Origin of the sequence: Rathayibacter sp. AY1D1 (assembly GCF_002932635.1) — a bacterium.
Taxonomy (GTDB): Bacteria; Actinomycetota; Actinomycetes; order Actinomycetales; family Microbacteriaceae; genus Rathayibacter.
The window spans coordinates 292,062-316,763 of record NZ_PSVY01000001.1 but is presented as its reverse complement, the minus strand read 5'-3'; the positions used below and the strand labels follow the sequence as shown (position 1 = coordinate 316,763).

The following is a 24,702-nucleotide window of genomic DNA, read 5'->3' as shown; positions in this document are numbered from 1 at the left end:
CAGACTCACTTCACTTGTCGGTTGCGGTGTACGAGGAGCTTACCCTGTTCGACCCGTTCTGACCGGCGGAGATCGATCCTGTCGCGACGTGCGTCACGCCGGCCCTCGTGCGCACGCCTCACGTCGTCGCGATCGGCGAACAGCGACGAGGACGGCCGGGGCGGCAGGTCGTCCGTCATTCCAGGACTCAGTGTCTCGAGTTTCGCGGTGACCTCGGACAGCTGTCCGAGGAGCACCTTCCCCTTGCGCCAGTAGGAGAGGGCGAAGAGGACCAGCATCGCCAGAGCGCCCAGCGCGAGGCCGAGCCAGATCAGGATCCACGACCACCAGGTCACGACGGCTCCCCCTCGTTCGCGGCGAGCGCGGAGGCCGCCCAGAGCGCGACCGCGGTGCGCGCCTCGGGGGGTGCCACCACGGTGACGAGACCCGCCAACGACGCCACCAGGCGCGTCAATCCCTCCAGATGGGCGACGCGGAGACGGACGAGGACACCGTGGTCCTCCTCCCCCGGCACGGGATCGGGGAACTCGGCGTCGGCCGCGTAGTCGCCCAGCAGCACGACGGCGCTGGGGGCGACGCGCAGGTCCACGACGAGATCGGAGGCGGAGGCCTCGAAGAGCCGTTCCGAGAGGGTCACCTCGTTGCGGCGCCGGACGATCGGCGTCCCCGTGTCGCGGAGGGAGCGCATCCTGTCGACCCGGAACGTCCTGACGCCCTCGCGGAGGTGGTCCCATCCGCGCAGGTACCAGTCCCGATCGACCGATTCGAGCACGAAGGGGTCGACGAGCCGGGACTCGGTCTCGCCGCGGGCGCTGCGGTAGTCGAAAGCGACCTGCGTCGCCGAGCCCATCGCTGTCCGCAGGAGCGCCACAGCGCTGTCCGCGCCCGTGCCGCGCGAGACCGCGACCGCGCTCGGGGCCGAGGAGGCGCCGCGTGCGAGCTTCCCCATCAGCGAGGCGATCCGGTCGTTGCCCTGGTTCTCGGGCAGCGCTGCGAGGTACTGCATGCCGGCGATGAGGGCGGCGGCCTCCCGCGCCGAGAACCTCGGCGAGTCGTCGATCGCGACCTGGTGGGTGAGGACGACGTGGTCGTTCTCCTCGAAGTCGTCCCAGCCGATGTCGAAGAGGTCGTTCGCCTGGTACTGCGCGGTCTCGCCGGGGATGCCCGAGACGGCGATGAGGCGCACCGCGCGGCGCACCTCCTCCTCCGGGATCTCGAAGTGCGCGGCGACCTCGGCGACGGAGACGCGGCCCCGGTCGAGCAGGTAGGGAACGAGGGAGAGGAGGACGGCCAGGCGGTCGCGCGCCTGCAGGGAGCGGGGTCTAGCCACGGGGATCCCCTCCATGGTCGTCCAGGGTGCGGCGGAGGCGGTCGAGGACGCGGCGGCGGAGCTCCTCCGGCTCGAGCACCCGCACCTCGGGACCGTGACCGGCGAGCTCGTCCGCGAGCACGTCCGGGTCGGTGTAGTGCAGGCGCAGCAGGCCCTGGCCCTCGCCCTCGGCCTCGGCACGCCCGCCGAGACGGAGGGCGGCGTCGGAGTCGGGGGCGACGCGCAGGAGCGCGCTGTTGCGCTGCAGGATCTCGTCGAGCTGGGCGAGAGCGGTCGCCGCGTGGTCCCCCTCCACGAGAGGCGCGGTGCGGCCGGTGGACGCGACCGGCCCGACGATCCGCGACAGGAGGAAGGTCCGCGTGCCCTCGGCGCCCTCGTCCCAGCCGTGGAGGTGCCAGCGCCCCTGGTGGTTCACCAGGGCGCGGGGCTGCACGGTGCGCACGCGCGGCTCCTCGCCGCCGGGCTTCAGATAGGGGAAGCGGACGACCTGGCCGCGGTCGAGCGCAGCGTTGAGCGGCTCGAACGAGGCCTCGCGGACCCGGATCGAGGGGCTGATGCCGATGACGGGGTCGACGGACTCGACCCCGATCGAGCGCAGCTTGATCAGCGCGCGCCGCGACTCCGCCGAGAGCGTCCCCTCGCGCCAGACCGCCCCGGCCAGGCGGAGCAGCGCGAGCTCCTCCGGGTCGAAGGTCAGGTCGGCCGGGAGGTCGTAGCTGCGCTTCGCGATGCGGTACCGGACGGTCTGGGTGTTGCCCGGGTCGCCCGGGGCGTCGACCGTCTCGATCGGGATGCCCAGCTCGCGCAGGTCGTCCTTGTCGCGCTCGAACTGGCGCTCGAGCGAGGTCCGGTCGCCCCGGCCCACCCGCTGCCGGTAGCCCTGCACCGTGGAGAGGACGTCGGCCTTCGTCAGTCCGTTCTCGGCCGCGACGAGCGCGAGCACGAGGTTGAACAGACGCTCCTCGGCCGGGACGCGGCTCGAGGACGGGGCGTCGGAAGGCACGCCCTCCAGTCTAGGGCCGGGCCCGGTCAGACCTTTCCGAGGATGTCGGCGACGAAGATCAGCGTCGCGCCGCCGGGGATCCCGCCCTGAGGGGAGCCCTGGTCGCCGTAGCCCTGGTCCGGCGGGATGACCGCGATGACCTGGGATCCGACGGGCTGGCCGATGAGGGCGTCGGCGAATCCGGCGATGACTCCGCCCTGGGTGGTCGAGCCGTCGGCGGCAGTGAACACGGCGGGAGCGCCCTTCTCCCAGCTGGAGTCGAACACCTTCCCGTCGCTCCACTGCCAGCCGGTGTAGGCCACGACGACCTGGTCGCCCTCGGCGACGACGTCGCCGTCGCCCTTCTTGAGCTGGGCGATGCGGAGGTCGGACGGTGCGTCGCCCGAGGGCTTCGCGAGCCCCGGGCGTCCGTCGTCGCCGAGCGTCACCGTCGGGAAGCCGTCGGGAGCGGGCTGGGCGGCGCCGTTCGCGCGGGCCAGCGAGGCCTCGCGGACGTCCGCGACGAGCACGAGCGTGTCGTCCTCCGAGATGCCGAGCTGCGACGAGGACTGGCCGAAGCCGTCCTCGGGGGCGATCGCGATGGCGACGCGCGAGCCGACCTGCGTGCAGAGGAGGCCCTCGTTCAGGCCGACGAGCCCGGCTCCGCCGACGCCGAAGCGGGCGGTGCTCGACCCGTCGTAAGGCGAGGTCTCGAGGACCGTGCCGTCCGCGCCGTTGACCAGGGTGTAGTCGATGGTGACGAGCTGGCCCTTCTCGAGCGGTGCGCCCGAGCCCTCGATGAGGGTGCTGACCTGCGTGCCATCCGCCTTCAGCGGCGTCGGGACGCTGACGTCCGGCTTCGCTCCGAAGTCGCCCGTGGCGCTGACCGCCGCCGAGGAGTCGCCGGAGGAGAACGGAGCGTCGCAGTCCGCCTGCGAGGAGGACGCGGTGCATCCGGTGAGAGCGGCGACGATGCCGATGCCGGCGATGAGCGCGGTGGTCCTGCGCACGGGTCCTCGATTCGAGAGAAGGGGAGCGGTGACGCCCGAGGTGGAGACGGCCCGGAGGCCGGGAACAGCTTAGAGGATGCCCTCGTCGTCGGGCTCCGCGGTCTCCTCGCCGAACCCGCGGGCCCGGGAGAGCTCGGCGCTGGTGGCGGACTCGCGGACCCGCTTGCGGAGGCTCTTGGGGCTCACGGCGCGCTCGCCGAGCGCGCCGGGGGTCCAGGCCTCCACGTCCTCGTCGCTGAAGTCCGTCTTCGACGGGCGACGCTTGAGCTCGGGGAGCACGGTGTCCGGAGCGAGCCGGCGAGCGGTGATGAGGAAGCCGGTGTGGCCGATCATCCGGTGGTCCGGCCGGACCGCGAGGCCCTCGACGTGCCAGCCGCGGACCATGGTCTCGTTCGACGACGGGTTCGTGAACAGGCCCGAGGCGCGGATCGCCTCCGCCGTCCGCGAGAGCTGCGTGACGGTGGCCACGTAGCAGAGGAGCACTCCCCCGGGCGTGAGAGCCTCGGCGGCGACGTCGAGGCACTCCCAGGGCGCGAGCATGTCGAGCACGACGCGGTCGGCCTCGCCGGACGGGACCGTGCCGGGCAGCGCCTCGACGAGGTCGCCGACGGTGACGCTCCAGTTGTCGGGCGTGTAGCCGAGGAAGGTCTCGATGTTCGCCCGTGCGACATCCGCGAACTCCTCGCGCCGCTCGAACGACGACAGCCGGCCGGTCGGACCCACCGCCCGCAGCAGCCAGAGCGAGAGCGCGCCGGAGCCGACACCGGCCTCGACCACGCGGGCGCCGGGGAAGACGTCGGCGAGGGCGAGGATCTGGGCCGCGTCCTTCGGGTACACGATCGCCGCGCCGCGGGGCATCGACATCACGAAGTCGGCGAGGAGAGGGCGCAGCGCGAGGTGCTCGACGCCGACGGTGTTGGTCACCACCGAGCCGTCGGGCAGCCCGATCACCGTGTCGTGCTCGATGCCGCCCCGGTGCGTGTGGAACACCTTGCCGGGAACGAGCGTGATGGTGTTCATCCGCCCCTTGGGTCCCGTCAGCTGGACGCGGTCCCCCGCGCGGAAGGGTCCGGAATGCTGCAGTGCCTCACCGGTCATCGGCGGGCCTCCGTCTCGGTCGTGGCCGGGCCGGAGCCGCGGTGCTCGGAGGACAACGTCGCGAGGTCCGCGACGGTGCGGCCCGCGAGAGTGGGCCAGAGGGCGTAGGGGGCGGCGGGATCCAGCTCCAGCTGGTGCGGGACGCCGATCGCCGCGGCTCCGGAGGCGACGGCCGCGCCGAGGCCCGTGAGGGAGTCCTCGATCGCGACGCATGCGGTGATGTCGACACCGAGGGTGCTCGCGGCGAGGAGGTACGCCTCGGGGTGGGGCTTGCTGCGCTCGACCATGTCGCCGCTGACGACGGCGGCGAAGGCGGGGAACGGGATCCGGTCCACGACGGCCGCGGCCATCCGCGAGATCGACATCGTGACCAGCGCCTGCGGCACACCCGCCTCGGACACCGCGTGCAGCAGCTCGAGCGCGCCCGGTCGCCACGGGATGCTCACGGCCAGCTGGTCGACGACCTCGTCGGTCATCCGGTCGATGATCGCGTCGACGGAGAGGTCGACGCCCTTGCCCTGCAGGATGCGGGCGGCGGCGGGCAGGCCCGAGCCGACGAGTCCCATCGCGTCCTCGTGGGTCCACACTCCGCCGAAGGAGGAGACGAGCGCGTGCTCCGACGCCATCCAGTACGGCTCGGTGTCGACGAGCGTCCCGTCCATGTCCCAGAGGACGGCGGCGGGGGCGGACGCTCCTCCGAGCGGCTCGGAGGACAGCGGCCGGGCGGAGGTCTCGGGAGTCACGAGCGACCATGGTACCGGCAGGGCCGCGCCCCTCCCCGGCCGCGGGCCGAGAGCGAACAGCGCGGCCGATCCCGCCGGACGGGACGGGCGCGGCCGGGGGCGGTCCTATCCTGGACGGAGGGACAGGCGCGGTGTGCGCTCCCCGCACATCGAGCCGAACGCGGAGATCCTGCCTATGAACGTGATCACGGGGAACGTCCTGGTCGTGGCCTTCGAGGGCTGGAACGACGCCGGGGACGCCGCCAGCGGCGCGCTGCGGCTGGTCAAGGACGCCGGGGAGTACGTGCCCCTCTTCGCCGTCGACGCCGAGCAGTACTACGACTTCCAGTACACCCGCCCCATGCTCTCGATCGGCGAGGACGGCCGCCGCAGCCTCGCCTGGCCCGGCACCCAGATCTTCGGCCCGGCCGACACCTCGGTCGACGCCGAGAGCGCGCTGTACCTCATGATCGGCACCGAGCCCTCGCGCAGCTGGAAGAGCTTCGCGGCCGAGGTCGTCGACGCCATGCTCGCGATAGACATCTCCGCCGTCGTCTTCCTCGGCGCGATGCTCGCCGACGTCCCGCACACCCGGCCGATCTCCATCTTCGCCTCGAGCGAGAACGCGGAGCTGCGGAGCTCGTTCGAGCTCGAGCGTTCCAGCTACGAGGGGCCGGTCGGCATCCTCAGCGTGATCGGCGAGGCCGCACAGAAGGTCGGCATCCCCGCCGTCTCGATCTGGGCCTCCGTCCCGCACTACGTGCACAACGCGCCCTCGCCCAAGGCGATGCTGGCGCTGCTCGAGAAGCTCGAGGAGGTCGTCGGCCTGGCGATCCCCCGCGGCGACCTCGTCGAGGAGGCGGAGGAGTGGGAGCGCGGCATCGACGCCCTCGCCGCCGAGGACGAGGAGATGGCGTCGTACATCGCCCAGCTCGAGCAGGCGCGCGACACCGTCGACTCGCCCGAGGCGAGCGGCGAGGCGATCGCCCAGGAGTTCGAGCGCTACCTGCGCCGCCGCGGCGACGGCCGCTCCGGCGAGGAGCCCTGGCGCCCGTAGCCTCCGCCGGCGCCCGCTCGTCCGAGACGGTCGTCGATCACGGGACCGCTCCCGGCCGCCCTGACGGGACTCGCCCACGACGGGACTCGAGCCTTACGGGACTCGAGCCTGACGGGGTTCAGGCCGGGCGCACCCCGAGCAGGGCGTCGACCGCGTCGCGCAGGAGCGACGGGTCGTCCACGCCCTCGGTCAGTGCGGCGTCGACGACGGCGAGGGCGGCCGGAGTGCCGAGGTCGTCGGCCAGCGCCTCGCGCAGCTGCGCCAGCACCTCGAGCGCCGAGCGCGGTCCGACGGCGGCGAGGGCCGCCTCCCAGCGCGCCAGGCGCGCCTCGGCCGACGGCAGGTCCTCGGGCAGCCACTCCCAGTCGGAGCGGTAGTGGTGCGCGAGGAGCGCGAGGCGGATCGCCCGCGGGTCCGCGCCCTCGCTCCGCAGACGTGAGACCAGCACCAGGTTCCCGAGCGACTTGCTCATCTTCTCGCCCTGGTAGGCGACCATCCCGGCGTGCGCGTAGGCGCGGGCCAGAGGACGGCCGGACAGCGACGCGGCGTGGCCGGCGCTGAACTCGTGGTGCGGGAAGACCAGGTCGCTCCCGCCGCCCTGCAGGGTGAACTCGGGTCCGAGCCGGTCGAGGGCGATCACCGAGCACTCGATGTGCCAGCCCGGACGGCCGCGGCCGACCTCGGCGTCCCAGGCGGGCTCGCCGGCGCGCTCGGCCCGCCAGAGCAGCGGATCGAGGGGGTCGCGCTTGCCGGCGCGCTCCGGGTCGCCCCCGCGCAGCGCCGAGAAGCGGGCCATCGACTCCGCGTCGAGCCGGCTCTCGCTGCCCAGGTGCCAGACGGCGCTCTCGGCCGCGGCGATGTCGTAGTAGAGGTCGCTCGCGCCCTCCTCCGCCGCGTCCGGAGCAGCGACGCGGTAGGCGACGCCGTCGCGCTCCAGGCGGGCGACCGCCTCCGCGATGGGATCCACGGTCTCGGTGACTCCGACGTAGTGCTGCGGAGGCAGGACGCGCAGGGCGGCCATGTCGCCGCGGAACAGCTCGACCTGCTCCTCGGCGAGGTCGCGCCAGTCGACACCGGTGGCCGTCGCACGCTCGAGCAGCGGGTCGTCGACGTCGGTCACGTTCTGGGCGTACTCGACCGTGTAGCCCGCGTCGAGCCAGACGCGCTGGACCGTGTCGAAGGCGAGGTAGGTCGACGCGTGCCCGAGGTGGGTGGCGTCGTAGGGCGTGATGCCGCAGACGTAGAGGCTCGCGACTCCGCTGGGCGCGTCGAGCTCGACGGGGCCGGCGGTCGCGGTGTCGTGCAGGCGCGGTGCGCTCCCCCGGCCGGGCAGGGCGGGGACGTCGGCGGCGGTCCAGGCGCGCATCTAGGCGGCGATCAGGCCGGTGGCGAGCGCGACCATGAGGACGACGCCGAGGACGATGCGGTACAGGACGAACGGGAGGAAGCTGCGGCGGGAGATGTAGCTCATGAAGAACGCGATCACGACGAAGCCGACCACGAACGCGACGATGGTCGCCACGAGAGTCTCGAGCCCGCCGACCTGGACCTGGTTCGGGAGCACGACCGGGTCGCTGATGCTCTTGTACAGCTGGTAGAGACCGCTGCCGAACACCGCGGGGATCGCGAGGAGGAAGGAGTAGCGCGCCGCCGCCTTGCGCTCGTAGCCGAGGAAGAGGCCCGCGGTGATGGTGCCTCCCGAGCGCGAGACGCCGGGGATCAGGGCGAGTGCCTGCGCGCCTCCGAAGATCAGGCCGTCGCGGACGCCCAGGTCGCGCAGGCGGCGCTTCTTCGCGCCGACCGCGTCGGCGATGCCGAGCAGGATGCCGAAGAGGATGAGGGTGGTGGCCACCACCCACAGAGAGCGGAGGGTCGTCTCGATCGCGTCCTGGAAGACGAGGCCGAGGACGATGATCGGAAGGCTGCCCAGGATGATGAGCCAGCCCATGCGGGCGTCCGGGTCCGAGCGCGGGATCCGGCCGACGAGGGAGCGCGCCCAGTGCGACACGATCCGCACGATGTCGCGCCAGAAGTAGATGATGACGGCGGTCTCGGTGCCCAGCTGCGTGATCGCGGTGAACGCGGCTCCGGTGTCGCGGCCGCCGAGACCGGGCAGCAGCTCGCTGACGATCCGGAGGTGGGCGCTGGAGGAGATGGGGAGGAATTCGGTCAGACCCTGGACGAGTCCCAGGATCAGCGCGTCGAGCAGGCCCATGCGTCACTTTCGAGGAGGGCTGGGGCGTCGTCGGCCAGCAGTCGGTCGGGATCGGTCGGTGCTGACCCGGTCCGCGGCGCCGTCAGGAGCTCAGCAGGAGATCGGTCAGGACCTTCCTGCCAAACACTAGTGCGTCCAGTGGAACGCGCTCGTCGACCCCGTGGAACAGCGCCGGGAAGTCCAGGGACGACGGCAGCTGGAGCGGCGCGAACCCGTATCCGGTGATGCCGAGCGTCGAGAGCGCCTTGTTGTCGGTGCCTCCGGAGAGCAGGTACGGGAGGACCTCGGCGCCCGGATCGAACCGGCGGATCGAGGCGGCCATGCTCTCGACGAGGGGGCCGGCGAAGGGCACCTCGAGTCCGATGTCGCGGTGCTGGACGAGGATCTCGACGTGCTCGCCCGCGAGGACCTTCAGGCGCTCGAGCACCGCGTCCTCCTCGCCGGGGAGGACGCGCACGTCGATGGTGGCGTCCGCGGTGTCCGGGATGACGTTGGCCTTGTAGCCGGCCGACAGCATCGACGGATTGGCGGTGGTGCGCAGCGTCGCGGCGATGAAGCGCGAGGCGGTGCCGGTGGCGAGTGCCAGCTCCTCCGGAGTGCTGCGCTGAGGGTCGTGGCCGAGCAGGCGGGCGACCTCGTCGAGCAGCTCGCGCGTGGTGTCGGTGAGGCGGGTGGGCCACTCCTCGCTTCCGATGCGGGCGATCGCCTGCGCCAGCCGGGTGACGGCGTTCTCGGAGTTGATCTGCGAGCCGTGCCCCGCCGTGCCGTGCGCGCGGAGGGTCAGCCACATCAGCGCCTTCTCGCCCGTCTGCACGAGATAGGCCCGCTTGCCGGCCAGCTCGATCGAGTAGCCGCCGACCTCGCTGATCGCCTCGGTCGCTCCGGCGAACAGCTCGGGCCGCTCACGGGCCAGGAATCCCGATCCCCGCACACCGCCCGCCTCCTCGTCGGCGAAGAAGGCGATGACGAGGTCGCGGGAGGGGCGCCTCCCCTCACGGAGGATGTCGCCGAGCGAGGCGAGGATCATCGCGTCCATGTTCTTCATGTCGACCGCGCCGCGGCCCCAGAGCATGCCGTCCTTGATCTCGCCGCCGAACGGGTCGACGCTCCAGTTGTCGGCGATGGCGGGCACCACGTCGAGGTGCCCGTGGACGACGAGGGCGCCGCGCTCGCGGTCCTCCCCGGCGACCCGCGCCACGACGCTCGTGCGTCCCGGGTCGGAGTCGATCAGCTCGGGCTCGAGGCCGAGGTCGCGCAGCTTCGCCGCGACGTACTCCGCGGCCGGGCGCTCCGGCTCCGCCTTCCCGTCGCCGTAGTTGCTGGTGTCGAAGCGGATGAGATCGCGCGCGATGAGCGCCGTCTCGTCGAGGGTGCTGTCGGTCACGGGCGCGCTGTCGATGCTGTCGGACATGCGGGCAACGGTACCGGCGCGGGCTCGACGGCGCGCGGAGGACGGTGGGCCGGGAGGTGGCGTGAGAGGCCCCGGAACCGTGCTAATGTCTTCTTCGGCCGCGGAAACGCAGGTCGAAGGAAACACTCGTCCGGGTGGCGGAAATGGCAGACGCGCTAGCTTGAGGTGCTAGTGCCCGTATAGGGCGTGGGGGTTCAAGTCCCCCCTCGGACACACTGATCGGAACCCCTCGTCTCTCCTCGGAGAGGCGGGGGGTTCCGTCGTTCCCGGCACCGTCCGCTCCTCGCGCCGGCGGGAAAGATGCTGTGGTCGGAGAGAGCAGAAGCCCCGCTCTTTCCCGAAGAGGCGGGGCGTCTCCTGCAGTAAACGGGCGCTCCTGCAGTAAACGGGCGCTCCTGCACCGCAGGGGCGCTCCTGCACCGCAGGGGCCCTCCTGCACAGACCGTGCCTCGGCGTCAGACGCCTGCTGTCGCCGGCGACCAGCCGAGAGCCGGAGCGATCGATTCCACGACAGTGCGCAGGAGCCGCGCGTTGTACTCGACCCCGAGCTGGTTGGGAAGGGTGAGCAGCAGCGTGTCCGCCTCCTGCACGGCGGCGTCCGCAGCGAGCTCGGCGGAGACGGCGTCCGGCTCGCCCGTGTAGCTGCGGCCGAATCGGGCGCGGACGCCCTCGAGGGTGGCGACCTGGTCCTGCTCGCCGCGGCCGCCGAAGTACAGCCGGTCGAGATCGGTCGTGATCGGAAGGACGCTGCGCGACACGGAGACGCGCGGAGTGCGCTCCCAGCCCGCCTCGCTCCACGCGTCGCGGTACTCGCGGATTTGGCGGGCCTGCAGCTCGTCGAAGGGCACGCCCTCCTCCTCCAGGAGCAGGGTCGACGACTGCAGGTTCATGCCCTGCTCGGCTGCCCAGCGCGCGGTCGCGAAGCTGCCGGCACCCCACCAGATCCGGTCCTCGAGGCCGGGCGAGCGCGGCTCGATCGAGAGCGGGAGCGACTGGCGCGTCATCGCCGGATCCGACTGCGCGACCGGCGCTCCGGCGAGCGCCTCCCGGAGGATGCGCACCTTCTGCCGGGCGAGGTCGGCGTCGGTCATCCCCTCCGGGGGGACGAAGCCGAACGCCTCGGACCCGCGCAGGGCGGTCTCGGGCGATCCCCGGCTGACCCCGAGCTCGAGCCGGCCGTCGGAGATCAGGTCGGTGGCGGCCGCCTCCTCCGCCATGTAGAGCGGGTTCTCGTAGCGCATGTCGATGACCCCGGTGCCGATCTCGATGCGGCGGGTGCGCGCGGCGATCGCCGCCAGCAGCGGGAACGGCGAGGCGAGCTGCGGCGCGAAGTGGTGCACGCGGACGTAGGCGCCGTCGATGCCGATCTCCTCCGCCGCCTCCGCGAGCTCGATCGTCTGGAGGAGGACGTCGCGAGCCGAGCGGGTCTGAGACCCGGGGACGGACTGGTAGTGGCCGAAGGAGAGGAAGCCGATGCGCGAGACCATGCCTGCCTCAGCGCTCGGGGGTCCCCCGCTATTCCCGGAGGGTGTGCACGGCGGACGCCGAACCGCGACAGCGCTCCCGAGGAGTCCTCAATACACGTATGGTGGTCGCGTGCCCGCTGATCGGGGCGGAGAGGGGTCGTCGTGGAGCCGATGGTCGGTCGCCTCGGGGCGACTCTCGGGGTCGCCATGCAGACGATCAGCGGGTCGCAGGTGCAGGCATGCGCTCTCCGTCCGCAGCGGAACCGGTCGCCCGGTCGCGTCTCCGCGTCAGTGCGCCTCGAAGTCGGCGGAGACCGAGGCGGTGACCTCGATGTCCTCCGGCTTGAGGGCCAGCGGCTCCTCAGGAGAGGAGAACGCCTTGGCGCGGCTCATCATCGCCGAGCCGCCCTCGATGCGCGTGTGCGGCCGCAGTCCCGGCTCGAAGAGGGTCAGCACCCGCACCTCGGTCAGGCCGAGGGCCGCCGCATAGGCCTCGGCCCGCTCGCGCGCGTCGCGCACGGCAGCGGTGCGGACCTCGCGCTCGATGCCCGCCCGTCGCGCCGCCGTCACGTCCCAGTCGATCCCCGAGATCTGGATCCCCGGCACCTCCGAGATCGAGCCGACCCAGCGCCCGAGAGCCGCGAAGTCCCGGTACTTCACCCGGACCCCGGCGGCCGCGACATGGAACAGCTGCGTGACGTCCGAGTCCTTGATGTACCGGCGGATCGAGGAGACCGAGATCTGATCGGAGGACCACCAGGTGGCGGCGCCGGACGCCTGCTCGGCGGCCGCCTCCTCACGGACCCGCGCGTGCAGGGCGGTGACCTCGGCGAGCGCCTGGGGTCGGGATCGCGACTCGCGCCGGATCTCGAGGCGGACGGTGCCCCGCTCGGCGGGGTGGAAGTGCTGGGCGAGACCGGCGACGGTGATAGTGACCATGGCCCCATGGTGCCGTACGCACCCCGTCAGCTCCGAGCGGCGAGCATCTCCCGGATGCGGTCGGCGAGGGCCCGCTCCGTCGTCAGGTTGCTGACCAGCTGGGCTCGGTGCCCCCCGCAGGCGCCTGGGAGGGGATCTCCGGTGCTCGGGTCGACCCGGCCCAGCAGTGCCCGCTCCCCCTGGGCGATCGAGGCCTCGAGCAGGGCGAGCCGCCGCTCGAGCCGCTCGATCTCGAAGCTCTCGGGCGTGATGTCGGACTCGCGGAAGTGGCCGGCTGTGGAAGTGGGGACGCTCATCGATGATCCGTTCCGTCGGGGGCGCCCAGGAGCGGCGCCATCACCAGGAAGACACCGGAGAACGGCGATCATGACGCGAAGGCGCGAAATGCACTGAGACGTGGCGCGCCACCGGCGGTCAGGAGCGGAAGACGGCCAGGTTCTCGTTCTCCACGATGGCGAGGGTGCGGACGAGGCGGGTGTAGCGCTCGACGAGCTCGCCCTCCCCCGCGCCCTGCCCCAGCAGGGCCGAGATGCTCTCGGCGGGGAAGAGGGAGACGATCTCCATCGCGACGGCCCGAGCGTGCTCGGAGGAGAGAGTGCGCGCGTACTCCAGAGCGCGGGTCAGCTGCGGCCTCTCCTCCCCCTCCGGACTCGCCGACGGCGCCGTCGTGGCGGCATGGCCGAGGACCGCCACGAAGACGCGGGCGATCTCGTCGACCCGGAGTGCGCGGACCAGGGTCAGCAGACGCGAGGAGACGCGGGAGACGCCGCGCGCGAGGAGCTCTCCGCTGAGGGCGCGCACCTCGATCACGTCGCCGCCGCCGAACTCGCCGGAGACGCGCTTGATGCCAGAGGCGAACAGGCTCGAGCCGGCTCCGATGCTCCGCTCGGCCTCGAGGTTGATCTCGACGCGGCCGCGGCCGGTGGCCACTCCGGAGATCCAGCGCTGCTCCACGGGCGGATGCGCGTGCACGGCGCGGACGAGGGTGCCCGGGCCCGGCCCTCCCAGGGCGCCCAGGATGACCTCGGGGGTGCGCGCCCCGGCGATCCTGGTCGAGACGCCGTTGTGCGCGGCGAGCTCGGCGGCCCGCAGCTTGGAGCGAATGCCCCCTCGGCCGGTACCGCCCTTCTGCACGCCGATGCGGCGCAGCTCCGAGATGCCCAGCTCCTCGAGGTGCACGCCCTCGGCGATGCTGCCGGCGAAGACGCCGGGGACGTCGGTGAGCAGCAGCAGCAGGTCCGCGCCGAGGAGCATCGCCAATCCGCCGGCGACGCCGTCGTTGTCCGAGCCGGCGGAGTCGATCGTGTCGTTGCCGTTGACCACGGGCACGACTCCGGCGTCGAGGGCGTGGCGGATCGCCTCGGCGACGTGTGCCATCTGCCGGGGAGAGGCGAGGTCGGACTCGCCGATGAGGATCTGCGCGACCAGGGCGCCCGAGAGCTCGGCCACCGAGCGGTAGAAGCCCATCAGGACGGTCTGGCCCACCGCTGCCGCCAGGCGGGCGCTGATCGGCTCCTCCTGCGAGCGGGCGAAGAGCGCCCGGCCCGAGGAGACGGCGCCGGAGGAGACCAGCACGACGTCCCAGCCCAGCGCGCGGGCGGCGAAGGCGCTCTCGAGCGCGCTGGCCAGGAGAACGGGATCCGGACCCGACTGCTTGGTGACCGAGCTGGACCCCATCTTGACCACGAGGGTCCTTCTGCGCGGCGCGGCCGGGGCGGTGGCGTCGGAGTCGGCGGGGTCGAGCAGGGCGTCGGACATGTCTCCCATGGTAGAGGCGCGGCAGGAGGCCCTCCCTCGCCGAGACCCGGTGGAGAACGCCCCAGGACGGGGATGTCGGAGGCGGATGCGAGACTGCCCGGGACGCCTGGAACCTCCTCCTCAGTGCGCCTCGCCGGGCGGTCGCGGAAGGGTCCGAGCGGCTCGCCGGTGGATGTCGGTGGCGATTGACATACTCGAACACATGTTCGAACATGGGCAGATGAGCCCCCCTTCATCCCTCGTCTCCGCGGAGACGGCCGAGGCCGCAGAGCCCCTTCTGCGGCAGCTCGCGTCGGTGAAGGAGCTGCAGTCCCGCATCCGGGACATGCAGGCGACCACTCTCGAGACCAGGAGCCTCGCCACCCTGCCGGCCTTCTCCTCCGTGCTCCCGGGCGGCTCGCTCAAGCAGGGTGCCGCCTACTCGGTGGAGGGCTCGATGAGTCTGGCGATGGGGCTGCTCGCCGGCCCGTCCGCCGAGGGCTCGTGGTGCGGCGTGGTGGGCGTCCCGGAGTTCGGGGCCGAGGCCGCGGCCGGCATGGGGATCGACCTCGAGCGCCTGGTGCTCGTGCCCGCACCGGCCGAGCACTGGCTCACCGTCACCGCCGCTCTGGTCGATGTGCTGACCGTCGTGCTCACCCGTCCGCCCGCCTCCGTCTCCTCGGCCGACGTCTCGCGTCTGGGAGCACGACTGCGCCAGCGGGGTGCCGCGCTCGTGATCCTCGGCGAGTGGCCCCAGGCCGAGGCGCGGCTCAGCATCCGCAGCAGCCGCTGGGAGGGGCTCGGCGACGGCCACGGCTACCTGCGCTCCCGGGAGGCGATGGTCGATGTGGTCGGCCGGGCCGGCACCCGGGTGCGCACGGTGCGGATGAGCATGCCCGGCGTCGAGAGCGCCTTCGGCTCCCGGGTCGAGCACGGCCGCCTGCACGAGCGGGCGGTCTGAGATGGCGAGCGCACCCGAGCTGCGGCGGACGATCCTCGTCTGGTGCCCCGACTGGCCCCTCCTCGCGGCCGCCGCCGACGCCGGCCTCGGCGACGAGCACCCCCTGGCCCTCACTGAGAAGAGCCTGGTCTTCGCCTCCTCCCCCGCTGCCCGGGCGGAGGGGGTCCGGCGGGGCATGCGCGTGCGCGAGGCGCAGTCCCGTTGCACGGGTCTCGCCGTCCTCCCGTACGACCCGGTGCTCGACCACCGGGCGTTCGAGCCGCTCATCCAGGCGCTCGAGGAGATCACCCCGGGCGTCCAGCTGATCCGGCCCGGTCTGTGCGCGATCCGTGCCCGCGGTCCGCGCCGCTACTACGGGAGCGAGCAGAGCGCGGCCGAGGCGATCCTGCAGCGGCTGGCCGAGCTGGGTCTTCCCGACGCCCGCATCGGGATCGCCGACGGGCTCTTCGCCTCCGAGCTCGCCGCGAAGCACTCCGGCCGCCCCGTCGCCGTCGTGCCCCCAGGAGCAGCGGCAGACTTCCTCGCCCCGCTCCCGCTCGACGCCCTCGAGACCGAGTCCGTCGCAGCCCCTGCCCGTGCTCCCCGCCGGGGGGACGACCTGGTGGCGCTCCTGCGCAGACTCGGCGTCCGCACCCTCGGCGCCTTCGCCGCCCTCCCTCGCGAGGACGTCGCCGCCCGGTTCGGACCGGAGGGCGCCCACGCGCACCTCCTCGCCGCCGGTGCGGAGTCGGAGACGGTGGTGCCCCGGCTCCCGCCGGAGCGCCTCGACCGGGCGATGGAGTTCGAGCCCCCTCTGGACCGCATCGACCAGGCCGCCTTCGCCTTCCGCGTCCCCGCGGAGGAGTTCGTCGCCGGGCTCACCCGCGCACAGCTGGTCGCGACCGCTATCCGCATCGAGGTCGTCAGCGAGCGCGGTGAGGTCTCCTCCAGGAGCTGGCTGCACCCGAGATGGTTCACCCCGGGCGACGTGCTCGACCGGGTCCGCTGGCAGCTGCAGGGCAGCGGGGAGATCGACACCGGTCTCGGAGCGCCGATCTCGCGGCTGTGCGTCGAGCCCGAGGCGGTCGACGCGATCGGCAACCACGAGCAGGGTCTCTGGGGCACCGCTCCGGAGGAGCGCGTCCACCACGGGCTGAGCCGCGTGCAGAGCATGCTCGGGCACGAGGCCGTGATGACCGCGTCGATCGGAGGGGGTCGATCCCTCCGCGACCGCCAGCACCTGATCCCCTGGGGCGACCGGGAGCCGGGCGACGCACGGCCGAGGACCCTGCCCTGGCCCGGCTCCCTGCCGCCGCCCCTCCCGCCGACGGTCTTCGCGGAGCCCGCGGCCGTGCTGGTCCGCGGACCGAGGGGCGAACCCGTCGCCGTCGACGAGCGCGGCGCCCTCAGCTCCGTGCCCGCCTACTTCACCCCCGGGACCTCTCAGGCACGCCTGGAGCCCCTCGCCGGATGGGCGGGTCCCTGGCCGATCGACGAGCGCTGGTGGGATCCGAGCACCGCCGTCCGCTACGACCGCTTCCAGGTGGTCGACGCCGCCGGTGTCGCCTGGCTGCTGCTCTGCCTCGACGGGGTCTGGGCCGCAGAGGCCCGCTACGACTGAACCGGAGCATCCCTCCACCACCGCGAACGAGCACCGAAGGAGCCCCGATGGGCTGGAACAACCCGCCGATCCCCTGGTCGGAGTTCGAGCGCCGCCTCTCCAGCGGCAAGCGCGCCGACGGCACGGTCGTCCAGGGCGACGGCGGCGACAGTCCGGCCTGGTCGCACAAGCGCCCCGCCTACGTGGCAGGGGACGACGTCCGGCCGCCGGCTCATCCGGTGCCCTACGCCGAGCTGCACGCCCACTCCCACTTCAGCTTCCTCGACGGGGCGAGCAAGCCGGAGCAGCTGGTCGAGGAGGCGGTCCGGCTCGGCATCGACACCCTCGCGCTCACCGACCACGACGGCCTCTACGGCATCGTGAGGATGGCCGAGGCCGCGCAGGGGCACGCCGTCCGCACGGCCTTCGGAGCCGAGCTCTCCATCGGGCTCACCTCGCCTCAGAACGGGGTCGCCGATCCGGAGGGGACCCACCTGCTCGTCCTCGCGCGCCGCGAGGAGGGCTACCACCGCCTCGCCCGTGCGATCACCACCGCCCAGCTCGCCGGAGCCGAGAAGGGCAAGCCGAGCTACGACCTCGAGGAGCTCGCGCGCGCCGCCGACGGCCACTGGATCGTGCTGACGGGCTGCCGCAAGGGAGCGGTCCGTCAAGCGCTCGCCGCCGCAGGAGTGGCCGCGGCCGAGCAGGAGGTCCGCGAGCTCGTCCGGCTCTTCGGTCCCGCCAACGTCCTCGTGGAGCTGTACGACCACGGGGATCCCCTCGCCTCGCGCGCCAACGACCAGCTGGCGGCGATCGCCGAGAAGCTCCGGCTGCGGACGGTCGCCACCGGGAACGTGCACTACGCCCGGCCGGAGGAGCGCCCCCTCCAGACGGCCCTCGCCGCGGTCAGAGCACGCCGGAGCCTCGACGAGATGGACGGCTGGCTCCCCGCAGCGGGCGGCGCCCACCTGCGCTCCGGCGCCGAGATGGCCGAGCGCTTCGGCCGCTACCCCGGCTCCGTGGAGAACACGGTGCGCGTCGCCGACGAGATCGCCTTCGAGCTCGGCCGAGTCCGGCCCCGGCTGCCGCGCCAGGAGGTCCCCGAGGGGCACACCTCGATGAGCTGGCTGCGCGAGCTCGTGCGCGAGGCCGTGCCGGCCAAGTACCCCCGCGCCGACGCCGACGTCCTCGCGCGCCTCGAGAAGGAGCTCGCGGTGATCGAGCAGAAGGACTTCCCGGGCTACTTCCTGATCGTCCACGACATCGTCCACTACGCCAAGCGGAACGGCATCCTCTGCCAGGGACGCGGCTCGGCCGCCAACTCGGCGGTCTGCTACGTCCTGGGCATCACGGCGGTCGACTCGATCTTCTACGACCTGCCGTTCGAGCGGTTCCTCTCCAGCATCCGCGACGAGGAGCCCGACATCGACGTCGACTTCGACTCGGAGCGACGCGAGGAGGTGATCCAGTACGTCTACCGGAAGTACGGACGTCTGAACGCGGCCCAGGTCGCCAACGTCATCACCTACCGGCCCAAGTTCGCCGTGCGCGACATGGCCAAGGCCCTCGGATACAGCGCCGGGCAGCAGGACGGCTGGTCGAAGCAGGTCGAGCGGTGGGGGTCCGTCACCGAGAGCACCGACCACGACATCCCCGAGGACGTGGTCGCCCTGACCACCCGGGTGCTGGGCACGCCCCGGCACCTGGGCATCCACTCCGGCGGCATGGTGCTGACCGACCGGCCCGTGGGCGAGGTCTGCCCGATCGAGCCCGCTCGGATGGAGGACCGCACCGTCCTGCAGTGGGACAAGGACGACTGCGCCTGGATGGGCCTGGTCAAGTTCGACCTCCTCGGGCTCGGGATGCTCGCCGCCCTGCAGTACACGTTCGACCTCGTCGCCGAGCACGTCGGCGAGAAGTGGGACCTCTCCACCCTCCCCCGGGAGGAGAAGGGCGTCTACGACCAGCTCTGCCGCGCCGATTCCATCGGGGTGTTCCAGGTCGAGAGCAGGGCGCAGATGGGCACCCTCCCCCGGCTGCAGCCTCGCCGCTTCTACGATCTGGTGATCGAGGTCGCGCTCATCCGCCCCGGCCCCATCCAGGGCGGTGCGGTCCACCCCTACATCCGCCGCAAGCTCGGCGAGGAGCCGGTGACGTACCAGCACCCCCTCCTCGTGACGCCGCTCAAGCGCACCCTCGGCGTGCCGCTCTTCCAGGAGCAGCTCATGCAGGTGGCCGTGGCCGTCGGCGACTGCAACGCGGAGGACGCCGACCTGCTGCGCCGGGCGATGGGGTCCAAGCGCGGGACCGAGAAGATCGAGACCCTCCGCGAGCGGCTCTACCAGGGGATGGCCCGCAACGGCATCACGGGCGAGGTCGCGGACGACATCTACCTCCGGATCCAGGCCTTCGCGAACTTCGGCTTCGCCGAGAGCCATGCGATCAGCTTCGCCCTGCTGGTCTACGCGAGCGCCTGGCTCCGCCTGCACTACCCCGCTGCGTTCACCGCCGCGCTGCTGCGGGCGCAGCCCATGGGCTTCTACGCCCCGCACACCCTGGTCGCCGATGCCCGGCGTCACGGAGTGGAGGTCGTCTCGCCCGACGTCAACCGCTCGCTGGCGCCTCCCGGGCTCGAGGCGAAGGAGGACACCCCCGCACGCCGGAGGGGCGGTGCCGCCTACGGGAGCGACGACTGCCTCCGCGCCGATCAGCCGCCCACGGGGCTGTTCGACCGCACCGAGCACTTCCACACGGACGACCACAGGCGCGACAGCGGCTTCGTGATCAGGCTCGGGCTGGCCGGGGTGAAGGGCATCGGCACCTCGCTCGCCGAGCACATCGTCGCCGAGCGCGAGCGCGGCGGACCCTACGCGAGCATGGCCGACCTCTCGCGTCGGGTCGGCACGACCGCGGCTCAGCTGGAGGCCCTCGGTGCCGCGGGCGCCTTCGACACGCTCGGTCTGCAGCGCCGGCAGGCGCTCTGGGAAGCCGGCACCGCCGCAGGCGACCGCGAGGAGTTCCTCGCCGGTTCCACGGTCGTCGTGCAGCCCCCGCTCCTGCCGATGCTCTCCCCTCAGGAGCGCGTGGTCTTCGACTTCTGGGCCACCGGCATCTCGCCCGACGACCATCCGCTGCGCCACCTCCGCGAGGGACTCGCTCGCCGCGGCGCCCGCTCCTCGGCCGATCTCCCCGCCATCCCCTCGGGGACCCGGATCGAGGTCGGCGGGGTCGTGATCCACCGCCAACGTCCCTCCACAGCCGGTGGAGTGACCTTCCTCAACCTCGAGGACGAGCACGGGATCCTCAACGTGATCTGCTCCGTCGGAGTATGGAACCGCTACCGCCGCGTGGCCCGCGAGGCACCCGCCCTGCTGGTCAGGGGGATCCTCGAGCGCTCCGACGAGGGGGTGACGAACCTCCTCGCCGACAGGTTCGAGACCCTCACGGTCGGCGCTCGCACCACCTCCCGCAACTTCCGATGACCCCTCAGCGGCACCGCCCGCTCGCCCCACGAGAAAGCGACACCATGACCACTCTCGACCACGCCGCTCCCGCTCCGCACCTCGATGCGCCGCTCCTGAACGACCGCGAGCTGCGCGAGCGCGTCTCCTCGCTGATCGGACCGGCCTACCGCCGGGCGCTGTGGCCGATCTTCCTCGACCGCGACGGCGTGCAGCTGCCGATCCTCTACCCGGTGGACGGACTCCCCGTGCACCCCGACGAGGAGAAGACCGAGCGGATCGTCGCCACCCTCGCCAAGGCCGTGGCGCACCAGGACGTGGGCTCGCTCGCCTTCGCCCTGGAACGTCCCGGGCGCGCCTTCCTCGGCGAGACCGATCGGGTCCTCGCCCGTCACCTGGCGGCGGCGTGCCACAAGCGGGCCATCCCCCTCCGCGCGCTCCTGCTCGTCCACGACGAGGGAGTGCGGGTCGTGACCGCGACGGAGTACGCCGCGGTCACGCTCTGAGCGCTCGGGCCCCAGGCGGCCGTTCAGGACAGCGGCGGCCGGCCAACTGAACAGCCTGCCGCCACAGAGCTCAGGCGCTCAGCGTCACCAGCAGCGAGGAACCGCCGAGATCCACCTCGGTGTCCCCGGGCTGCACCGCGTACTCCCCGACGCCGAGCAGCGTCTCCGACACCTCCGGCAGGGCGATGCGGGCGGCGGACTCGCCGACGTTGATCGCGACGGTCACCCGACCGCGGCCGAGAGTCAGCCAGCGGGCCTCCTCGTCGAACTCCACGCGGAGCGACCCGAAGCGCGGGTCCGTCAGCTCGGGGTAGCGGCGGCGGATCGCCGCCAGCTCGCGGTACACCTCGAGGGTGCGGGCGTGACGCCCCTCCCCGACCTCGGACCAGTCGAGCCGCGAGCGCAGGAACGTCTCCGGGTCCTGCGGGTCGGGCACGACCTCCGGGTCCCAGCCCATTTTCGCGAACTCCTCGATGCGGCCCTTCGCCGTCGCCTCGCCCAGATCCTTCTCCGGGTGCGAGGTGAAGAACTGCCACGGGGTCGACGCCGCCCACTCCTCGCCCATGAACAGCATGGGAGTGAAAGGGCCCAGCAGCGTCAGAGCAGCGGCGATCGCGAGACGGCCCTCGTCGAGGGACGCCGTCAGACGGTCGCCGACCGCCCGGTTGCCGATCTGGTCGTGGTTCTGGCTGCAGACCACCAGGCGCCAGGTCGGCATGTGCTCGGTGTCCACCGGACGGCCGTGGTGACGGCCGCGGAACGTCGAGAGGGTGCCGTCGTGGAAGAAGCCCCGGGTCAGCACCTTCGCGAGGGCGCCGAGCGGCGCGAAGTCCTCGTAGTAGCCCGTGGTCTCCCCGGTCAGCGCGACGTGGACCGCGTGGTGGAAGTCGTCGCTCCACTGCGCGTCGAGCCCGTAGCCGTGCGCCTCCCGCGGAGTGATCAGCGTCGGGTCGTTGAGGTCGGACTCGGCGATCAGCGTCAGAGGGCGCCCGACGTGGGCCGACAGCACGGCCACCTCGCTCGCCATCTCCTCGAGCACGTGCACGGCCCGCTCGTCCGAGAGGGCGTGCACCGCGTCCAGGCGCAGGGCGTCGACGCGGTAGTCGCGCAGCCACATCAGAGCGTTGTCGATGATGTACCCGCGGACGGTGTCCGAACCCTCGCCGTCCAGGTTGATCGAGCTGCCCCAGGTGTTGGCCTTCTCGTTCTTGAGGTAGGGGCCGAACTCCGGCAGGTAGTTGCCGCTCGGGCCGAGGTGGTTGTAGACGACGTCCTGGACCACGCCGAGGCCGGCGCGGTGGGCGGCGTCCACGAAGCGCTGGTACGCCTCGGGTCCGCCGTACGGCTCGTGCACGGCGTACCAGAGGACGCCGTCGTAGCCCCAGTTGTGCGTTCCGTTCACCGCGTTGACCGGCAGCAGCTCGACGAAGTCCACGCCGATCGAGCGCAGGTGCTCGAAGCGCTCCGCCGCCGCGTCCAGGGTGCCCTCGGGTGTGAACGTGCCGAGGTGCAGCTCGTAGATGACGGCGCCGGCGAGCTCGCGCCCGGTCCAGGCGGAGTCGCCCCACTCGTGCGCCGAGGGGTCGAACGTGCGCGAGAGCTCGTGCACGCCCTTCGGCTGGCGGCGCGAGCGGGGGTCCGGCAGCGGACCACTGCCGTCCACCCGGTACCCGTAGTCGACCTCGCCGGTGGCCGGGGCCGACGCGGGCGCCCGCCACCATCCGTCGTCTCCGTGGCGGGTCATCGTCAGCGACGAGTCGTCGCCGAGAAGGAGCTCGACCGTCGAGGCCTCGGGGGCCCAGACGTCGAACCGCTCGGGCCCGGTCGTCGGGAGTGCGTAGCGGTAGGGAGTCGTGCTGATCACTGCTGTCTCCAGGAGGGGTCGGATCGGTCTGCGGTGCGGTGCGGAACCGGTCAGGAGACCGGGGCGAGCAGTGCCACGGGGTAGTCGGCGAGGATCTCGGCGACCGGAGTCACTCCTCCCGCGAAGGTGCGGCCGGTGAGGACGTCCTCCATCGGGTGCCCGGGCAGGACCACGACCGTGCCGTTCCACCCGCCCGAAGCGGCGAGGCCCTCGGGGAGCCTGGTCGCGACGGTCAGCGCGCCGCCGCGGTCGAAGGCGATCGCGTGCTCGGCGGCGGGCCCGATCGCGGGGACGGCGGCGTAGCGGGTGAACAGCTCGGGGCGGTCGCGGCGGAGCCGGAGGGCGCGTGAGGTGACGAGGAGCTTCGCGGCTCCCTCGGCGTCGATCGCGGGCTTCCAGCCGCCGTCGATCCGCTCCAGCAGCGCTCGACGCTGCCCGAAGTCGACCTCGCGGCGGTTGTCCGGGTCGACGAGGGAGGTCTCCCAGAGCTCGCTGCCCTGGTAGACGTCCGGGATGCCCGGGGCGGTGATCTGCACGAGCTTCGCGGCGAGGCCGTTCGACCAGCCGGCGGCCGACACCCGCTCGACGGTCTGCTCGACCAGCCGGCGGACGGCGGGCTCGTCGAACGCCGCGTCGATCGCCGCGTGCATCCGCTTCTCGAACTGCTCGTCAGGAGCGGTCCAGTGCGTCGAGTCGTCGGCCTCGCGCGACGCCTTCTCGGCGTAGGCGTGCAGGCGCTCGCGGCTCGCGGGCCAGGTCCCCACGACGGCCTCCCAGAGCAGGTGCTCGATCGGGCCGTCGCCGAAGCCGACGAGGGCGTGGAGCTCGCGGAGCGTCGCCGCCCACGCCTCCGGGTCCTCGGCCAGTGCGGTGATGCGGGCACGGGTGTCCTCGCCGCGCTTCGTGTCGTGGGTCGAGAGCGTGGTGAGCGAGGCGGGGAACGAGGCCTGGCGCACGGCCTGGCGGCGGTGGAACTCGACCAGGTCGATCGCGAACTCGTCCGGGTCCGCTCCGACCTCGTTCAGCGAGGTGAGGCGGCTGAAGCGGTAGAACGCCGTGTCCTCGACGCCCTTCGCCATCACCATGCCGGAGGTCTGCTGGAAGCGTACGGACACCGGCGTGTCGGTCTCGCCGAGCGCCGCGGCGACCTCGTCGATGGTCGCGCGGATCTCGGGACGGCGGCGCACGGCGTCGACGCGGGCGTGCTCGAGGTGCTCCGCTCCGTAGGGGAGGTAGCTGCGGTAGACCGGGTAGGTCGCCAGGAGCTCCGCCAGCGCGTCGTCCGCTCCCTCGATGCCGGGGATCAGGCGGGCCAGCCGCAGAACCTCGGAGCGGAGGATGCCGTCGGCGATGCCGCGCTTGGTGTCGTGGATGAGGTCGGCCCACTGCAGCGGGGCGCCCTTCCCCGTGAGCTCGGCGTCGAGGCCCTCCAGCACGGGGCGGGCGTCGGGGTCGACCAGGATGCGGTCGACGTCGGCCAGGGCGTCGTAGCCCGTGGTGCCGACGGTCGCCCAGTGCGGCGGGAGCTCCTCGTCGCCCTCGAGGATCTTCTCGACCCAGACCGGGGCGCCGCCGATCGCGCGGGCCAGGTCGTCGAGGTATCCGCCCGGGTCGGCCAGGCCGTCCGGGTGGTCGACGCGCAGGCCGTCTGCGAGCCCCTCGGTGAACCAGCGGACGATCTCGGCGTGCGAGGCGTCGAACACCTCGGGCCGCTCGACCGTGATGGCGGCGAGGGTGTTCACCGCGAAGAAGCGGCGGTAGTTCAGCTCGGCGTCGGCGCGGCGCCAGTTCACGAGCTCGTAGCTCTGGCGCTCGTGCACCGTGCGGCCGGAGTCGCCGGGCTCGGCGGTGCCGGGCGCGATAGGCAGGCGGTTCTCGTAGTAGTGCAGCTCGTCGCCGACGACCTCGAGCGCGTCGAGCTCGCTGTCGCTGTCTCCCTCGCTCGCACCGTCGCCGAGGATCGGCACGCGCAGCTTCCCGCCCCCCGCCTCCCAGTCGATGTCGAAGGCGGTGGCGTAGCGGGAGGACTTCCCGTTCCTCAGCAGGTCCCACCACCACGAGTTCTCGCTCGGGGTCGCGACGCCCATGTGGTTGGGGACGATGTCGATGAGGACGCCGAGGCCCTCCGCCCGCGCCGCGGCCGAGGCGTTCGCCAGGCCGGCCGCGCCACCGCGGTCGGGATCGACCTCGGTGTGGTCCACCACGTCGTAGCCGTGGTCCGAGCCGGGCTCGGCCTTCAGCAGCGGCGAGAAGTACAGCCAGTCCGCTCCGAGCGCGCGCACGTAGTCGGCGACGCGGGCGGCGTCGTCGAGGTCGAACGCCGACCGGATCTGGAGGCGGTAGGTGGAGGCGGGCAGACGCACG

At 72.5% G+C, this 24,702-nt stretch carries 20 protein-coding genes and 1 tRNA gene; 6 read left to right on the top strand and 15 right to left on the bottom strand.

The window, feature by feature from the left end; all coding sequences use genetic code 11:
• Window positions 1-5: 5 nt before the first annotated feature.
• The 6 genes from C5C56_RS01475 to C5C56_RS01450 all read right to left on the bottom strand — a co-directional run bounded on the left by C5C56_RS01475 (window position 6) and on the right by C5C56_RS01450 (window position 5,163).
• A complete protein-coding gene (locus C5C56_RS01475) occupies window positions 6-335 on the bottom strand; it encodes a hypothetical protein (RefSeq protein ID WP_104222020.1) in 330 nt (109 codons plus the stop codon).
• Window positions 332-1,330, bottom strand: a complete 999-nt coding sequence (locus tag C5C56_RS01470) for a YafY family protein (protein WP_258059235.1) — start codon at window positions 1,328-1,330, stop codon at window positions 332-334. Before C5C56_RS01470 ends, C5C56_RS01475 begins: the two co-directional genes overlap by 4 nt.
• Window positions 1,323-2,333 carry a YafY family protein gene (locus C5C56_RS01465; RefSeq protein ID WP_104222016.1) on the bottom strand — a complete coding sequence of 337 codons (1,011 nt, stop codon included), beginning with the start codon at window positions 2,331-2,333 and terminating at the stop codon, window positions 1,323-1,325. Before C5C56_RS01465 ends, C5C56_RS01470 begins: the two co-directional genes overlap by 8 nt.
• A 26-nt stretch (window positions 2,334-2,359) precedes the next feature.
• Complete coding sequence (locus C5C56_RS01460) at window positions 2,360-3,322, bottom strand: FKBP-type peptidyl-prolyl cis-trans isomerase (RefSeq protein ID WP_104237455.1); 963 nt, start codon at window positions 3,320-3,322, stop codon at window positions 2,360-2,362.
• Window positions 3,323-3,391: 69 nt separating this feature from the next.
• A complete protein-coding gene (locus C5C56_RS01455) occupies window positions 3,392-4,420 on the bottom strand; it encodes a tRNA (adenine-N1)-methyltransferase (protein ID WP_104222012.1) in 1,029 nt (342 codons plus the stop codon).
• Window positions 4,417-5,163 carry an HAD family phosphatase gene (locus C5C56_RS01450; RefSeq protein ID WP_258064119.1) on the bottom strand — a complete coding sequence of 249 codons (747 nt, stop codon included), beginning with the start codon at window positions 5,161-5,163 and terminating at the stop codon, window positions 4,417-4,419. Before C5C56_RS01450 ends, C5C56_RS01455 begins: the two co-directional genes overlap by 4 nt.
• 175 nt (window positions 5,164-5,338) lie before the next feature.
• Here C5C56_RS01450 and C5C56_RS01445 point away from each other — a divergent pair, with 175 nt between their 5' ends.
• Window positions 5,339-6,199, top strand: a complete 861-nt coding sequence (locus C5C56_RS01445) for a proteasome assembly chaperone family protein (protein WP_104222142.1) — start codon at window positions 5,339-5,341, stop codon at window positions 6,197-6,199.
• A gap of 118 nt (window positions 6,200-6,317) precedes the next feature.
• On the opposite strand, the gene mshC is transcribed toward C5C56_RS01445, so the two are convergent.
• From mshC to C5C56_RS01430, 3 genes are all read right to left on the bottom strand, one after another.
• Window positions 6,318-7,565 (bottom strand): cysteine--1-D-myo-inosityl 2-amino-2-deoxy-alpha-D-glucopyranoside ligase, encoded by a 1,248-nt coding sequence (gene mshC / locus C5C56_RS01440; RefSeq protein WP_104225264.1) that lies wholly within the window; start codon window positions 7,563-7,565, stop codon window positions 6,318-6,320.
• Window positions 7,566-8,414 (bottom strand): undecaprenyl-diphosphate phosphatase, encoded by an 849-nt coding sequence (locus tag C5C56_RS01435; RefSeq protein ID WP_104319001.1) that lies wholly within the window; start codon window positions 8,412-8,414, stop codon window positions 7,566-7,568. It lies immediately after the preceding gene.
• 82 nt (window positions 8,415-8,496) lie between these two features.
• The gene (locus C5C56_RS01430) at window positions 8,497-9,825 is read right to left on the bottom strand and encodes a M20/M25/M40 family metallo-hydrolase (protein ID WP_181068004.1); all 1,329 of its coding nucleotides are present in this window, start codon (window positions 9,823-9,825) and stop codon (window positions 8,497-8,499) included.
• Window positions 9,826-9,953: 128 nt separating this feature from the next.
• Here C5C56_RS01430 and C5C56_RS01425 point away from each other — a divergent pair.
• Window positions 9,954-10,038: transfer RNA gene (locus tag C5C56_RS01425), tRNA-Leu, on the top strand.
• Between the two features lie 242 nt (window positions 10,039-10,280).
• On the opposite strand, the gene C5C56_RS01420 is transcribed toward C5C56_RS01425, so the two are convergent.
• From C5C56_RS01420 to proB, 4 genes are all read right to left on the bottom strand, one after another.
• Entirely contained in the window at window positions 10,281-11,312 is a 1,032-nt protein-coding gene (locus tag C5C56_RS01420) for an LLM class flavin-dependent oxidoreductase (protein ID WP_104260693.1), read from the bottom strand.
• A 267-nt stretch (window positions 11,313-11,579) separates the two neighbouring features.
• Window positions 11,580-12,230, bottom strand: coding sequence for an SIMPL domain-containing protein (locus tag C5C56_RS01415; RefSeq protein WP_104222004.1), 651 nt, complete (start codon window positions 12,228-12,230; stop codon window positions 11,580-11,582).
• Window positions 12,231-12,256: 26 nt separating this feature from the next.
• On the bottom strand, window positions 12,257-12,526 hold the full coding sequence (locus C5C56_RS01410) for a hypothetical protein (RefSeq protein ID WP_104222002.1): 270 nt from the start codon (window positions 12,524-12,526) through the stop codon (window positions 12,257-12,259).
• 118 nt (window positions 12,527-12,644) lie between these two features.
• Entirely contained in the window at window positions 12,645-13,988 is a 1,344-nt protein-coding gene (proB, locus tag C5C56_RS01405; protein ID WP_181065651.1) for a glutamate 5-kinase, read from the bottom strand.
• Window positions 13,989-14,208: 220 nt separating this feature from the next.
• Between proB and C5C56_RS01400 the strand changes: the two genes are divergently transcribed.
• Genes C5C56_RS01400 through C5C56_RS01385 form a run of 4 tightly spaced genes read left to right on the top strand, consistent with a single transcriptional unit; the run spans window position 14,209 to window position 20,474 of the window.
• Entirely contained in the window at window positions 14,209-14,928 is a 720-nt protein-coding gene (locus tag C5C56_RS01400; protein WP_104273061.1) for a hypothetical protein, read from the top strand.
• Window position 14,929: 1 nt separating this feature from the next.
• Window positions 14,930-16,528 (top strand): DNA polymerase Y family protein, encoded by a 1,599-nt coding sequence (locus tag C5C56_RS01395; RefSeq protein WP_104262932.1) that lies wholly within the window; start codon window positions 14,930-14,932, stop codon window positions 16,526-16,528.
• Window positions 16,529-16,575: 47 nt separating this feature from the next.
• Entirely contained in the window at window positions 16,576-19,989 is a 3,414-nt protein-coding gene (locus tag C5C56_RS01390; protein WP_104318999.1) for an error-prone DNA polymerase, read from the top strand.
• Window positions 19,990-20,033: 44 nt separating this feature from the next.
• Window positions 20,034-20,474, top strand: a complete 441-nt coding sequence (locus C5C56_RS01385; RefSeq protein ID WP_104221992.1) for a hypothetical protein — start codon at window positions 20,034-20,036, stop codon at window positions 20,472-20,474.
• 70 nt (window positions 20,475-20,544) lie between these two features.
• Here the strand turns inward: C5C56_RS01385 and treZ are convergent, their stop codons facing one another.
• Window positions 20,545-22,338, bottom strand: coding sequence for a malto-oligosyltrehalose trehalohydrolase (gene treZ, locus C5C56_RS01380; RefSeq protein ID WP_258063226.1), 1,794 nt, complete (start codon window positions 22,336-22,338; stop codon window positions 20,545-20,547).
• A gap of 50 nt (window positions 22,339-22,388) precedes the next feature.
• Window positions 22,389-24,701, bottom strand: coding sequence for a malto-oligosyltrehalose synthase (gene treY, locus C5C56_RS01375; protein WP_104318998.1), 2,313 nt, complete (start codon window positions 24,699-24,701; stop codon window positions 22,389-22,391).
• Between the last annotated feature and the right edge of the window lies 1 nt (window position 24,702).

Coding starts and splice junctions, on each gene's coding strand:
- C5C56_RS01455 (WP_104222012.1), bottom strand. CDS start 4,420: ATGACCGGTGAGGCACTGCAGCATTCCGGACCCTTCCGCGCGGGGGAC.
- C5C56_RS01445 (WP_104222142.1), top strand. CDS start 5,339: ATGAACGTGATCACGGGGAACGTCCTGGTCGTGGCCTTCGAGGGCTGG.
- mshC (WP_104225264.1), bottom strand. CDS start 7,565: ATGCGCGCCTGGACCGCCGCCGACGTCCCCGCCCTGCCCGGCCGGGGG.
- C5C56_RS01435 (WP_104319001.1), bottom strand. CDS start 8,414: ATGGGCCTGCTCGACGCGCTGATCCTGGGACTCGTCCAGGGTCTGACC.
- C5C56_RS01430 (WP_181068004.1), bottom strand. CDS start 9,825: ATGTCCGACAGCATCGACAGCGCGCCCGTGACCGACAGCACCCTCGAC.
- C5C56_RS01420 (WP_104260693.1), bottom strand. CDS start 11,312: ATGGTCTCGCGCATCGGCTTCCTCTCCTTCGGCCACTACCAGTCCGTC.
- C5C56_RS01415 (WP_104222004.1), bottom strand. CDS start 12,230: ATGGTCACTATCACCGTCGCCGGTCTCGCCCAGCACTTCCACCCCGCC.
- C5C56_RS01410 (WP_104222002.1), bottom strand. CDS start 12,526: ATGAGCGTCCCCACTTCCACAGCCGGCCACTTCCGCGAGTCCGACATC.
- proB (WP_181065651.1), bottom strand. CDS start 13,988: ATGTCCGACGCCCTGCTCGACCCCGCCGACTCCGACGCCACCGCCCCG.
- C5C56_RS01400 (WP_104273061.1), top strand. CDS start 14,209: ATGAGCCCCCCTTCATCCCTCGTCTCCGCGGAGACGGCCGAGGCCGCA.
- C5C56_RS01395 (WP_104262932.1), top strand. CDS start 14,930: ATGGCGAGCGCACCCGAGCTGCGGCGGACGATCCTCGTCTGGTGCCCC.
- C5C56_RS01390 (WP_104318999.1), top strand. CDS start 16,576: ATGGGCTGGAACAACCCGCCGATCCCCTGGTCGGAGTTCGAGCGCCGC.
- C5C56_RS01385 (WP_104221992.1), top strand. CDS start 20,034: ATGACCACTCTCGACCACGCCGCTCCCGCTCCGCACCTCGATGCGCCG.